9 protein-coding genes are annotated in these 12436 nt (G+C 74.8%); 4 read left to right on the top strand and 5 right to left on the bottom strand.

The window, feature by feature from the left end; all coding sequences use genetic code 11:
* Nucleotides 1-15: 15 nt before the first annotated feature.
* Together GA0070213_RS18020 and GA0070213_RS18015 are read right to left on the bottom strand one after the other, a co-directional pair.
* Nucleotides 16-2826 carry an ATP-binding protein gene (locus tag GA0070213_RS18020; protein WP_091065428.1) on the bottom strand — a complete coding sequence of 937 codons (2811 nt, stop codon included), beginning with the start codon at nt 2824-2826 and terminating at the stop codon, nt 16-18.
* Nucleotides 2827-2954: 128 nt separating this feature from the next.
* On the bottom strand, nt 2955-3179 hold the full coding sequence (locus GA0070213_RS18015; RefSeq protein WP_091066098.1) for an FmdB family zinc ribbon protein: 225 nt from the start codon (nt 3177-3179) through the stop codon (nt 2955-2957).
* A gap of 239 nt (nt 3180-3418) precedes the next feature.
* On the opposite strand from GA0070213_RS18015, the gene GA0070213_RS31600 reads away from it, so the two are divergent.
* The 3 genes from GA0070213_RS31600 to GA0070213_RS18000 all read left to right on the top strand — a co-directional run bounded on the left by GA0070213_RS31600 (nt 3419) and on the right by GA0070213_RS18000 (nt 9218).
* Nucleotides 3419-4762 (top strand): lytic transglycosylase domain-containing protein, encoded by a 1344-nt coding sequence (locus GA0070213_RS31600; protein ID WP_425412844.1) that lies wholly within the window; start codon nt 3419-3421, stop codon nt 4760-4762.
* Nucleotides 4763-4834: 72 nt separating this feature from the next.
* Complete coding sequence (locus tag GA0070213_RS18005) at nt 4835-5851, top strand: GNAT family N-acetyltransferase (protein ID WP_091065420.1); 1017 nt, start codon at nt 4835-4837, stop codon at nt 5849-5851.
* 94 nt (nt 5852-5945) lie between these two features.
* On the top strand, nt 5946-9218 hold the full coding sequence (locus GA0070213_RS18000; protein ID WP_091065417.1) for a lamin tail domain-containing protein: 3273 nt from the start codon (nt 5946-5948) through the stop codon (nt 9216-9218).
* A gap of 32 nt (nt 9219-9250) precedes the next feature.
* On the opposite strand, the gene GA0070213_RS17995 is transcribed toward GA0070213_RS18000, so the two are convergent.
* Nucleotides 9251-9874 carry a helix-turn-helix transcriptional regulator gene (locus GA0070213_RS17995; protein ID WP_091065413.1) on the bottom strand — a complete coding sequence of 208 codons (624 nt, stop codon included), beginning with the start codon at nt 9872-9874 and terminating at the stop codon, nt 9251-9253.
* Nucleotides 9875-10468: 594 nt separating this feature from the next.
* Nucleotides 10469-10810: a MerR family transcriptional regulator gene (locus GA0070213_RS17990; RefSeq protein ID WP_091065410.1), complete on the bottom strand. Its 342-nt coding sequence runs from the start codon at nt 10808-10810 to the stop codon at nt 10469-10471.
* A 56-nt stretch (nt 10811-10866) separates the two neighbouring features.
* Here GA0070213_RS17990 and GA0070213_RS17985 point away from each other — a divergent pair, with 56 nt between their 5' ends.
* On the top strand, nt 10867-11445 hold the full coding sequence (locus tag GA0070213_RS17985; RefSeq protein ID WP_091065407.1) for an NADPH-dependent FMN reductase: 579 nt from the start codon (nt 10867-10869) through the stop codon (nt 11443-11445).
* On the opposite strand, the gene hemB is transcribed toward GA0070213_RS17985, so the two are convergent.
* The gene (gene hemB, locus GA0070213_RS17980; protein WP_091065403.1) at nt 11439-12422 is read right to left on the bottom strand and encodes a porphobilinogen synthase; all 984 of its coding nucleotides are present in this window, start codon (nt 12420-12422) and stop codon (nt 11439-11441) included. The two genes, GA0070213_RS17985 and hemB, sit on opposite strands and share 7 nt — an antisense overlap.
* Nucleotides 12423-12436 lie beyond the last annotated feature (14 nt).

Raw genomic sequence — 12436 nt, 5'->3', positions numbered from 1 at the left:
CCCGCCCGGGGACGCTCAGCCCGCCGTGCTGCGCGGCTCGGCCGCCGGCCGCGAGCTGGACGGGCCGAACCAGAACGAGTCGGCGGCCAGGTCCGGATGCTCGATGTGCAACGCCAACGCCGCCGCCTCGTCCAGCCGCAACCCGGCCCCCGCGCCGTACGCGGCGTCGAACGCCTCGTCGCCCAGGGCACGGCGCAGCTCCGCCTGGCGGGCCAGCCAGTACGGCTCGTAGATGCCCGGGGTGGCCCGGAGGCTCGCCCGGGTGGCCTGCGCCGCGCCGAAGAGCCGGGTCGCCGCCACCGCGTCCCCGGCCAGCGCGCAGCGCACCGCGATCGCGTTGATCGTGTCGCAGGCCCGACCCAGGTAGCCGTGGCTCATCCGCGACCGCAACGCCACCAGCAGGTGCTCGTGCGCCGCCACCAGGTCACCGCGGGCCAACGCCACCATGCCCAGCAGCATGTCCACCGACCGGCGCCCCCGCTCCACCGGGCGGGCCGCCTCCACCGGGCGGGCCGCACCGAGCACCTCGGCCGCCTCGTCCAGCGCGCCCCGCCGCCAGAGCAGCTCGGCCAGGTTGTAGACGGCGAGCAGCGCGTCGCCGACCACGTCCTGCGCGTACGCCCAGTCGAGCACCTCCCGGCAGACCCGCTCCGCCTCGGTGAACTGGCCCATGTCGACCAGCGGCGCGGCGCGCCCGGCCAGCACCCGGGCCAGCAGCCCCAGGTCACCGGCCTGCCGGGCGGCCGCCTCGGCCCGCTGCGAGTAGCGCAGCTCCTCGGCGAACTCCCCGTCGGCGCCCGCGTGCAGCGAATGCATGTGGTAGGCGGCGGCCAGCTCGGCCTCCGGGATCTCCTCGCCGGTCTCGGCGATCCGGCCGTAGAGCCGGAACAGCCACAACCGCCCCTCCCGGGCCAGCCCACGCTCGCGCCACCACTGGTCCAGCCCGCCGGCCAGGTAGAGCCCCGACCGGGCGCTGCCGCCGGTGGCGCACCACCGCAACGCGGCCCGCAACTCCCCGGCCAGCGGATCCAACGCGTAGAGGGAGAGCGTCACCGGCCGGCCGTCCGGGCCCAGGTGCGCCCGGTCCAACGCGTGCCGGGACCATGCCACGTGCCGGTCCCGGGCGGTCTGCTCCTCACCCGCGGAGACCAGCCGGCGGGCCGCGTACGCCCGGATCGGGTCCAGCATCCGGTAGGTGCTGCCCGAGGCGTGCGGCTCGGCCAGCACCATCGACTTGTCCACCAGCACCGACAGCGGATCCAGCGGATCCTCGTCGAGCAGCCACTGCACGGTCGGCAGGTCCACCGGGCCGGCGAAGACCGCCATCCAGCGCAGCAACCGCGACGAGCGGGCACCCAGCGTCCGATAGGACCAGGTCACCGTGGCCTGGATGGTCAGGTGCCGCTCACTGGCCGAGCGCTGCACCGCCCGGGTCGCCGGCGTCGGCGGCGCGGACCCGGTCGCGGCGGCCACCAGGTCCACCGTGTCCTGCTGGTTGCCGCTCCAGCCGGCCTCCACCGGCGGCGGCTCCGCGGAGTCCCGCCCCGCGTCCAGGGTGCCCAGCATGTCGTCGAGCCGCTCGGCCAACTGCCCGGCGGAGAGCACCCGCAGCCGCGCCGCGGCCAACTCGATGGCGAGCGGCAGGCCGTCCAGCCGGCGCACCACCCGGCGCAGGTCGTCCTGCTCGGTCTCCTCCGGCGGTCGCCCACCCCGGGCCGCGGCGGTGCGGTCCAGCAGCAGGGCCACCGCGTCGCTCCCGCCGACACCCGGGCCCTCGTCCACCGAGAGCGGCGGGATCCGCCACACCACCTCGCCCGGCACCCCGAACGACTCCCGGCTGGTCGCCAGCACCCGCACCCCCCGGCCACCGGCCAGCAGCCGGGAGATGACCTCGGCCGAGGCGGCCGGCTGGGCGTCGCAGGTGTCCAGCACCACCAGCATCCGGCGCGGCGCCGCGTACTCCACCAGGGTGTCGACCATCGGCCGGCCCGGCTCCGGGCGGAGGCCCAGCACGGCGGCGATCTCGAACGCGACCAGCCCCGGGTCGGTCACCGCGGCGATGTCGACGAACCACACCCCGTCCGGATAGTTCTCGACGATCCCGGAGGCCAGCTCCACGGCCAGCCGGGTCTTACCCGCGCCGCCCGCGCCCAGCACGGTCACCAGCCGGTACGCCTCCACCAGCCGACCCAGCTCGGCCCGCTCGAAGTGCCGCCCGACGAACGAGGTCACCTGGGTGGGCAGGTTGTGCGCCGCCGCGTCGGCGGTACGCGGACGGGGGAACCGTCGTTCCAGGCCGGGCGCGACGAGTTGGAACAGCCGCTCCCGGTCGTCGAAGCCGCGCAGCCGGTGCAGCCCGAGGTCGAGCAGGGAGGCGCCGTCGGGCAGCGGATCGGCGTGCCGCGCGGTGGTGGCCGAGCAGAGCACCTGACCACCGTGCGCCGCGGCCGCCACCCGGGCCGCCCGGTGCACCTCCGGGCTGGCGTACTCGCCGTCGCGCGGCTCGGCGTAACCGGTGTGCAGGCCCATCCGGACCCGGGGCGTCGCGTCGGGGTTCGGCCACTCGTGGGCCGCCAGCGCGCGTTGCGCCGTCAGGCAGGCGTGCACCGCGGCGGCCGCGTCCGGGAAGGCGAGGAAGAACGAGTCGCCCTCGGTCAGCAGCTCCGCCCCGTCGGTGCCGGTGAGCGTGTCGCGCAGCAGCCGGCGATGTTCCGTCAGCACCGGCCGGTAGACCGGGCCGAGCATGCGGGCCAGCCGCGTCGAACCCTCGATGTCGGTGAACACGAAGGTCACCCACCCGCTCGGGAGGTGGATCCGTTGCGACATACGTCGAACCTCCGCCCGCTGACGTCGGGTTCATGCTGCCCTATGATCGCGTCGTCACGCATCGTGAGAACGGTCGGGCAGATTCCGACCAAACGTTCCCACGAGCGACGTGGTCCCCGCCGCCCGGGTCAGCAGCCGCAGGCGCCGCCGCAGCAGCCACCACCGGCCGGGGCGGACGCCCCACCGACCGGCCCGGCGCCGCCGCCCCGACCGGTGAACGCCACCGTGGAGAGCAGCTTCACCGTGTCGGCGTGGCCCTGCGGGCAGGTCGCGGGCCGGCCGGCCTCGGCCATCGGACGGTTGACCTCGAAGGTGTCGCCGCAGGCGCGGCAACGGAACTCGTACCGGGGCATGGTGCCAGCGTACGGCCGGGCCTGACGCCGTCGCACGGATGGGTGATACTCGACGGGTGGTGGACGGCGAACGGCGATCGACGGTCCGGCCCCTGCGACCCGCCGCGCCGCCCGACGGCGGCGCCGGGCCGGTCCCCCGCCCCCGAGGCGGCGCGTCCACGCCCAAGTCCACTCCGGAGGCCGCGACCGCACCGAAGAGCGGGCCCGGAACCGGCGCGACCACCCCCGACGCCAGGCCGATCCCGGACGACCCCACCGCCGAGCCGGGGCCGGACGGCACGGACGGCGCCGCCGCCGAGCCGGGCCCCGCGACGGGCGACCGGGCCGGCGCGAAGCCGGACCCCGAGGCGGGCGACCGGGCCGGCGCGAAGCCGGACCCCGAGGCGGGCGACAGCGCCGGCGCGAAGCCGGACCCCGAGGCGGGCGACCGGGCCGGCGCGAAGCCGGACCCCGAGGCGGGCGACCGGGCCGGCGCGAAGCCGGACCCCGAGGCGGGCGACAGCGCCGGCGCGAAGCCGGACCCCGAGGCGGGCGACCGGGCCGGCGCGAAGCCGGACCCCGAGGCGGGCGACAGCGCCGCCACCGGGCCGGGCGACGACGACGCCGAGCCGAAACCGACGCCGCCCGGTCGGCGGCGGCGGGTGCCGTTCGCGCACGCCGGGCGGGTCCGCCCGCGGCAGCTCGCCGTCGGCGCCGCCCGGGCCACCCGCGCCTGGTCGCGCCGGCCGAGCGGACGCACCACGGTCCCCGCGCTGTTCCTGCTCGTCCTGGTCGGCGCCGCCGTCGCGGCCGGCGCGGTGCTGGTGCCGGCCGCCGTCCGCAAGCCGGAGCCGGTCGCGGTCGAGGCCACCAGCGCCGCGCCGATCCTGGGCGTGCCGCAGACCGGAGCCGTGCCGGGGCTGACCGGGGCGCCCGGCCCGACCGGCCAGCCGGGCCTGCCCGGCACGGTGGGCCCGACCGGCACGCCGCCGGCCGGTGGCGCCACCGCCGCCCCGGTGCCGCCGACCGGCCGCCCGGCCGACGCGCTGAGCGGTTGGGCGCAGCGCGTCGGCGCCACCACCGGGATCCCCGCGGTGGCGGTGCAGGCGTACGGCTACGCCGAGCTGGTGCTCGCGCAGACCCACCGCAGCTGCCAACTGAGCTGGACCACGCTCGCCGCGATCGGCTTCGTGGAGTCCCGGCACGGCTCGTTCGGCGGGGCGACCCTGCTGCCCAGCGGCCTCACCTCGAAGGAGATCCTCGGCTCGCCGCTGGACGGGCAGGGCGGCCGCTCCCGGATCCTCGACACCGACCAGGGCCGCCTCGACGGTGACACGACCTACGACCGGGCGCTCGGGCCGATGCAGTTCATCCCGAGCACCTGGCAGGAGATCGGCGCGGACGCCGACAACGACGGCGTGAAGAACCCGCACGACATCGACGACGCGGCGCTGGCCGCGGGCGAATACCTGTGCAAGGGCGGCCGGAACCTGACCATCCCGGGCGACTGGTGGGGCGCGATCCTCTCCTACAACGATGTGCGGCGCTACGCTCAGGAGGTCTTCACGAAGGCCGACGAGTACGGGCGCTCGAGCGGCACGTGATGTGACGACGCGCGCACATTCGCGGACTCAACCCTTCCCCCGAGCTGCGGTTGACGGCAAGCTAGACGGGTGATGGTGCGCGAGTGGGACCCTCGGACCGCGTCGTCCGCCGAGATCGCGTCGCTGTTGGACACGCTGAACGCGGTCCTGGCGGCTGATCTCCCGCAGGATCCGCCGTGGCGGGCGAACTCCCTTCGGGAATACCTGTCCGAGGTGATGCCCGGCGAACGACGGATCTCCTGGGTCGCCCAGGACGACCCGGCGCCCGACGGCACGCCCGGCGCGATCGTCGGGCACGTGCACGTGCTGCTGCTCGGCGGCATCGGCGTGCTCGAGGTGCTGACGCACCCGGCGCGTCGGCGCACCGGCATCGGCCGCGAGCTGGTGCGGGTGGCCGCCCGCCGGGTCTGGGACGAGGGCTTCCAGTCGATCGGCGTCGAGGTGGTCGGCGACACCCCGGCCGTCGGGTTCTACGAGGCGCTGGGCTTCACCCGCGACTACGTCGAGACCCGCAGCGTGCTCGACCTCGGCGCGGTGGACTGGCCGGCGCTGACCGAGATGGCCACCGAGGTCGGGGCGGGTTACCACGTCGAGTTCTGCCCGGGCGGGCCGCCGGACGAGCTCATCGAGGCGTACGCGCGGGCGAAGGCCGAGGTGCGCGAGGTGGACGACGTCGAGCTTCGCCCCAGCTCCTACGATCCCGACCGGCTCCGCGACAGCCTCGCCACCCTGCACCGGCGGGGCATGAAGCCGTACATCGTGCTGGCCCTGCACGAGCAGACCGGCGAGGTGGCCGGGTTGACCGAGGTGGTGGTGCCGGCGCAGCACCCGACCCGGGCCGACCAGTACGACACCATCGTGGTCCGCGAGCACCGCGGCTACGGCATCGACCGGGCCATCAAGGCGCGGATGCTGCTGGAGCTGCGCTCGGCCGAGCCCGAGGTGGCCGAGGTGCAGACCTGGAACGCGCAGGTCAACGAGTCGATGCTCAAGGTCAACGCCGAGCTGGGCTACCGGCCCGACCGCGACTGGTGCGAATACGGCGTGGACGTCGGCGAGTTGGTGCACCGGCTGGACAGCCATCGTTGACCCCTGTTCACCAAACGGCTGGCCGGGGGATGGACGACGGACGGCCGTGACCCTTAACGTGCGTTAGTTCCCGCCCACCCATCGTGGAGGCTCCATGCGCCCGCGCCGCACACTGGCCGCGCTCGCGACCACCGCCGCCGTCACCGTCACGGCGATCGGCGTCGCACCCCCCGCGGCCAGTGCCGCGCCCACCGACCTGCTCATCTCCGAGTACGTCGAGGGGTCGTCCAACAACAAGGCCGTCGAGCTGTTCAACGGCACCGGCGCCCCGGTCGACCTGGCCGCCGGCGGCTACCAGCTCCAGCTCTTCTTCAACGGCGCCACCACCTCGACCAACGTGGCGCTGAGCGGCACCGTCGCCGCCGGGGACGTGTTCGTCTTCGCCGCCGCGTCGGCCGCGCCGGCGATTCTCGCCCAGGCCGACCAGACGTACGGCGGCGCGCTGTTCAACGGCGACGACGCGATCGTGTTGCGCCGGGGCGAGACGGTGGTCGACTCCATCGGGCAGGTCGGCGTGGACCCGGGCACCGAGTGGGGCAGCGGGCTCACCAGCACGGCCGACAACACGCTGCGCCGGCTGCCCTCGGTGAGCGCCGGCGACACCGACCCGGCGGATGCGTTCGACCCGGCGGCCCAGTGGGCCGGCTTCGCCACCGACACGTTCGACGGGCTGGGCAGCCACACCGTCGACGGTGGCGGGCCGGTCGACCAGCCGCCCACGCTCACCTGCGGCGGCGCGCTGACGCTGGAGGCGGGCGCCACCGCGACCCGCGAGGTGACCGCGACCGACGCCGACGACACGATCACCGGCCTCGCGGTCACCTCGGTCGTCCCGACGCCGGCGAGCGGCTCGATCAGCCGTACCGCGTTCAGCCCGGCGACCGCGGCCGGCGGCACCGCCCGGGCGACGCTGACCGCGACCGGCCTGCCGGCCGGCGGTTACACCGTCACCGTGACCTCGACGGACGCCGACGGCGGCACCGCCACCTGCACGCTCGCCGTGCAGGCGACGAGCGTGCTCTCCGTCGGCGAGGTGCAGGGCCGCACCGGCGACGACGAGAGCGGCCGCACCGACCGGTCGCCGCTCGCGCCGGCGACCGGCAACGGCACCAGTTCGACGCTGTACGACGTGCGCGGTGTGATCACGAGCAAGTCGCTGACCCGCAGCTCCGCCGGAGCCGACCAGTGGGGCTTCTACCTGCAGAGCCGGCTCGGCAGCGAGGACGGCGACCCGCTCACCTCGGACGGCATCTTCGTCTTCACCGGCTCGTTCACCACGCTGATCGGCGGCTACGCCCCGACCGTCGGTGACGAGGTCGTGCTCCGCGGCCGGGTCTCGGAATACTTCAACCAGACCCAGCTCTCCAGCGCCTCGCTGGTCCGCAAGCTCGACTCCGGGCTCGACGTGGACACCGCGGTCCGCACCGACGACGCGGTGCCGCCGGCCGAGGCGGACGCCGCCGACCTGTTCTGGGAGCGGCACGAGGGTGAGCGGATGCGGGTCCGGGCCGGCAGCGGCGTCTCCGCGCCCCGGCACATCTACGCCTCGACGGCGGACTCCGAGATCTACGTGCTGGACCGCGAGGACCCGATCATGAAGCGGTCCGACCCGTACGCCCGCCGGGTGTTCCGGGACGCGCACCCGCTCGACGACATCCCCGGCACACTCTTCGACAACGGCAACAACCAGCGGATCCTGCTGGGGGCCGGCGGCGTGAAGGCGACCGCCGGCGACTCGGGCGCGCTGCTGCCCGAGGCGCGCACGTTCGACACGCTGACCGAGGACGCCTTCGGTTCCGTCTCGTATGCGTTCAGCAAGTACAGCGTGCAGCCCGAGCAGCTGACGCTGACCGGCGGCGCGGACCCGGCGGAGAACCACCCGCCGCTGCCGGCCGACCGCAACGGCGAGGTCGCGGTCGCCACCTACAACGTGGAGAACCTGTACGACTACCGGGACGACCCGTTCGACGGCTGCGACTTCGCCGGCAACAGCGGATGTCCCGGTGTCAGCCCGCCGTTCGACTACGTGCCGGCCAGCCCCGAGGCGTACGCGGCCAAGCTGGCCACGCAGGCGCGGCAGATCGTCAACTCGCTGCACAGCCCGGATCTGATCCTGGTGCAGGAGGCCGAGGACCAGGACATCTGCTCGGTGGTCGACGGCAGCCTCGCCTGCGGCGACACCAACGACGCCGACGGCGCGCCGGACACCGTGCAGGAGCTGGCGCTCGCCGTCGCGGCAGCCGGCGGCCCGGCCTACGCCGCCGCGTACGACCGGACCGGCGCGGACGCCCGGGGCATCGCCTCGGCGTTCCTCTACCGCACCGACCGGTTGACGCTGGCCCAGGCGACCGCCACCGACCCGCTGCTGGGCGCCACGCCGACAGTGGAATACCGCTCGGCCGCGTTGCCGTCCAACGGGGACGTGCAGAACCCGAAGGCGTTCAACGCGGTGCTGCCGGCCGACGTGGACCGGTCGACCGGTGTGGACGGCAGCAACGTCTACACCCGGGCGGCGCAGCTGGCCCGGTTCACCGTCAGGGCGGCCCCCGGATCGAGCGAGCAGTTCACGCTCTGGGCGGTGGCCAACCACTTCTCGTCCGGGCCGGACAGCCGGGTCGGGCAGCGCCGCGAGCAGGCCGCGTACGGTGCCGCGCTGGTGCGGGCGGTCGAGGCGACCGACCCGGACGCGCGGGTGGTCTACGGCGGCGACCTGAACGTCTTCCCGCGCCCCGACGACCCGATCGCCACCGGGCAGAACCCGACCCCGTCGGACCAGCTCGCGCCGCTCTACCAGGCCGGCCTGCACAACCTCTGGGACGACCTGGTCGCGGACGCCCCGGCGGCGGCCTACTCGTACACCTTCAGCGGGCAGGCGCAGACGCTGGACAACATGTTCGTCAACGACCCGATGCACGCGGACCTGGTGCAGGTGCGGACGGCGCACATCAACGCCGACTACCCCACCGACGCCCCGGAGCTGGGTGACCGGGGCGCCAGCGATCACGACCCGACGGTGGCCCGGTTCCGCTCCCGCGCCGCGCTGCGGGTGGCCGACACCTCGGTGACCGAGGGCGACAAGGGGACCACCACGATGACCTTCACGGTCACCGTGTCCCGGCCGCTGTCCGAGCCGGCCCTGCTCTGCGCGGCCACCTACGGCACCACGGCACAGGCCGGCTCCGACTACGACCCGTACGTGGGCTGCCGGGTGCTGGCCGCGGGCCGGACGTCGCTGGCCTTCCCGGTCACCGTGCGCGGAGACCGCAAGCGGGAGGCGGACGAGCGACTCACCCTGTACGTGGCCGGCGTGCCGGGGCTCCGCCTGGCCGACCCGTCCGGCGTCGGGACGATCCTGAACGACGACTGACCGGCGCACCGCCCCGCGGCCCGTCGCTCCGCTCACCAGCGGATCGGCGGGCCGCCGCGGTATCCGTCTCGTTGCGGATCGGGCGGCGGTGGCACGTTGCGATACTTGGCCACCCGGACCTCCCACTGGCTGCGCCGCCGCAGCGCGTCCCGCACGGCCCGGTCCCGGTAGAACGTCTCCGGGGGCCGGGCCAGACCGTAGATGTCGGCCCACCACTCCCCCGGCTGTGGATCGACGACGACGTCGAGGTGCGACGGGTATCGCCGCTCGGCGCCGTCGCGCAGGTCGGCCCGGTCCCGCATCGGCTTGAGCACCGTCCCGGACTCGTCGACGACGACGAGCCGGAAGCCGGCCGTGCCGACGAGGCGGGACAGCATGGTGAGACTGGGCGCCAGGGCGCCGGCCTCGATCCGCCCGACCGTGGTCGGGTGCACCCGGGCGAAGCGGGCCAGTTCCCGCTGGCTGGCATGGGCGCGGCGGCGGACCGCCCGGACGATCCCGGCGGCGGGAAACGGAACGTCGAGGGGCTCGGTGAGCAGCGCGGGCGATTCATCGTCCGCGACAGCGGTGGCACCACCGCACGGAGCGACGGCCTCCGGCGCGCGGGCCGGGGCGGTGGTCGCTTCGATCGCGGTGTCCTCAAAGGGGCCGGTCATCCCGTCACGCTCGCGCTTCCCCGCCTGGCCGGCAACCCCACCCGGCTCGGCTGTGGAAAACCCGGCGGTACGGTGGTCGCCCGCTTTGGCCGATCCGCTCCGCCGCCTCCAGAATCATCACAGAGCGTGACAATCACCATGCGTGATACCCACCGGGCCAACGGCACCCTTCCCCACCTTCCCATTGCTCATTTAATGGACATAACTCCCCCTCTTCCCCGCCGAGCCAGCACACCCGCCAGCGCCTTTGCTCTGCAGCCACGGAGGCATCGATGACGGAGCGTGCCCGCTGCGCCGGTGGCTGCAGAGCAAAGGCGACGAGGGGCGAAGGCGATGGCGAGCCGGAATGTGACGCTGCGCTACGAAGCTATGCCACCAGGTCTCCCGGCGCTGTGGCGTGCGGCCGGATTCCGGGCACGCGGGAGAGGGCCGGATCGAGTCCACGCCGGCCTCGGGCGGCGGGCGAGCGGCGAGGGCGACGAGAGGGCGGCGAGCGGGGGCGGCGAGGACGGCGAGCGGGGGGCGCGAGGGAGGGCGGTGGGCCAGAGTCGCCGGGCGACGGAGCGGACGAGCCGGCCGAGCCTCAGCCGTAGGTCACAGGTCGCAGAGGCGGCGGCCGGAGCGGATGTCTCCCAGCGCGGCGTGCAGTTCGGCGATGCGCCGGTCCGCCTCGGCGGTGAGCCGGTCGTGCAGTCGCTGCCAGTCGGTGAGGGCCGGCTCCGGCGGCAGGTCGGCGAGCAGGTCCCGGATCTCACCGACGCTGAGGCCGATCCGCTGCGCCACCCGGGCGACCCGCACCCGGCATGCCGCGTCCGGACCGAACCGGCGCTGGTTACCGCTGGTCCGGCTGGCCGTGATCAGGCCCTGCCGCTCGTAGAAACGGATCGCGGAGCCGCTGGCCCCCGCCTCCCGCGCCACCTCGCCCACCGTCAGCATGCCTACCCCCGCAACGGCTTGACTTCAACAATTGTTCAAGTCTTAGCGTCCATCCCATGACGACGCAAGAACCACCGCTCGCCCTCGCCGTGCTCGTCGGCAGCGTGCGCCGGCCCCGGATGGGCCGCCTGATCGCCGACTGGTTCGTCGACCACGCCGGCCGCCGCGACGACCTCCGCACCGACCTGGTCGACCTCGCCGAGGTGCCGCTCCCGCTCGCCGACACGCCTCCCGGCGGCAACCCGGCCAGCCCGATCGCCGGCCGGCTCGACGCCGCGGACGCCTTCGTGGTGGTCACGCCGGAGTACAACCACAGCTTCCCGGCGGCCCTGAAGAACGCCATCGACTGGCACCACCGGGAGTGGGTGGCCAAGCCGGTCGGCTTCGTCTCCTACGGCGCGGGCTCGGGCGGGATCCGCGCGGTCGAGCAACTGCGCCTGGTCTTCGCCGAGCTGCACGCCACCACCACCCGCAGCGGCGTGGTGCTCACCGCGCCGTGGGACCGCCTCGACCGGCAGGGCCGGCTGGTCGCCGACGGCCCGCTGGAGCGGGCCGCGGACGCGACGCTCGACGAGCTGAGCTGGTGGGGCGAGGCGCTGCGCGTCGCCCGCGAGCGACGGCCGTACGGTCAGTAGCGCTCGCGGAGCATCTGGGCCGCCTCGACCGCCCAGTAGGTGAGGATGATCTGGGCACCCGCCCGGCGGATCGAGGTGAGCGTCTCCAACATCGTCCGCTCCCGGTCGATCCAGCCGTTGGCGGCGGCGGCCTCGACCATGGCGTACTCCCCGGAGACCTGGTAGGCGGCGACCGGGACGTCCACCGCGGCCCGGACCGCCGACACCACGTCGAGGTAGGGCAGCGCCGGCTTGACCATCACCATGTCGGCGCCCTCGGCGACGTCCAGCTCGACCTCGCGCAGCGACTCCCGCAGGTTCGCCGGGTCCTGCTGGTAGGCGCGCCGGTCACCCTCCAGCGCCGACTCGACCGCGTCGCGGAACGGGCCGAAGAACGCGGAGGCGTACTTGGCGGCGTACGCGAGCACCGAGACGTCCTGGCGCCCGGCGGCGTCCAGCGCCTTGCGGACCACGCCGACCTGGCCGTCCATCATCCCGGACGGCCCGACCACGTGGACCCCGGCGTCGGCCTGGGCGACCGCCATCTGGGCGTACGCGGCGAGCGTGGCGTCGTTGTCCACGCCGCCGTCCGGGGTGAGCAGGCCGCAGTGCCCGTGCGAGGTGAACTCGTCCAGGCAGAGGTCGCTCATCACCACGGTCGCGTCACCGACCTCGGCGATCACGTCCCGGATGGCCACGTTGAGGATGCCGGCCGGGTCGAGGCCGCCGGAGCCGGTCTCGTCCCGTTCGGCCGGCACCCCGAAGAGCATGATCCCGCCGACCCCGGCCTGGACCGCCTCGACGGCCGCCTTGCGCAGCGAGTCCCGGGAGTGCTGGAGCACCCCCGGCAGCGACGCGACGGCCCGCGGCTCGGCCAGCCCCTCCTTGACGAACATCGGCACGACCAGCTCGGCCGGGGCGACGCGGGTCTCGGAGACCAGCCGCCGCACGGCCGCGTTGCGGCGCAGCCGGCGGGGCCGGATCTCGGGGTACGGCATGGGGGTGCCTCCTG

This window comes from Micromonospora humi, from assembly GCF_900090105.1.
GTDB classification, from domain to species: Bacteria; Actinomycetota; Actinomycetes; order Mycobacteriales; family Micromonosporaceae; genus Micromonospora; species Micromonospora humi.
Note: the sequence above shows the minus strand (reverse complement) of the source record. Positions and strands in the feature narration are given on the sequence as shown.

Coding starts and splice junctions, on each gene's coding strand:
- GA0070213_RS17990 (WP_091065410.1), bottom strand. CDS start 10,810: ATGCTGACGGTGGGCGAGGTGGCGCGGGAGGCGGGGGCCAGCGGCTCC.
- GA0070213_RS18000 (WP_091065417.1), top strand. CDS start 5,946: ATGCGCCCGCGCCGCACACTGGCCGCGCTCGCGACCACCGCCGCCGTC.
- GA0070213_RS18005 (WP_091065420.1), top strand. CDS start 4,835: ATGGTGCGCGAGTGGGACCCTCGGACCGCGTCGTCCGCCGAGATCGCG.
- GA0070213_RS17985 (WP_091065407.1), top strand. CDS start 10,867: ATGACGACGCAAGAACCACCGCTCGCCCTCGCCGTGCTCGTCGGCAGC.
- GA0070213_RS17995 (WP_091065413.1), bottom strand. CDS start 9,874: ATGACCGGCCCCTTTGAGGACACCGCGATCGAAGCGACCACCGCCCCG.
- GA0070213_RS18015 (WP_091066098.1), bottom strand. CDS start 3,179: ATGCCCCGGTACGAGTTCCGTTGCCGCGCCTGCGGCGACACCTTCGAG.
- hemB (WP_091065403.1), bottom strand. CDS start 12,422: ATGCCGTACCCCGAGATCCGGCCCCGCCGGCTGCGCCGCAACGCGGCC.
- GA0070213_RS18020 (WP_091065428.1), bottom strand. CDS start 2,826: ATGTCGCAACGGATCCACCTCCCGAGCGGGTGGGTGACCTTCGTGTTC.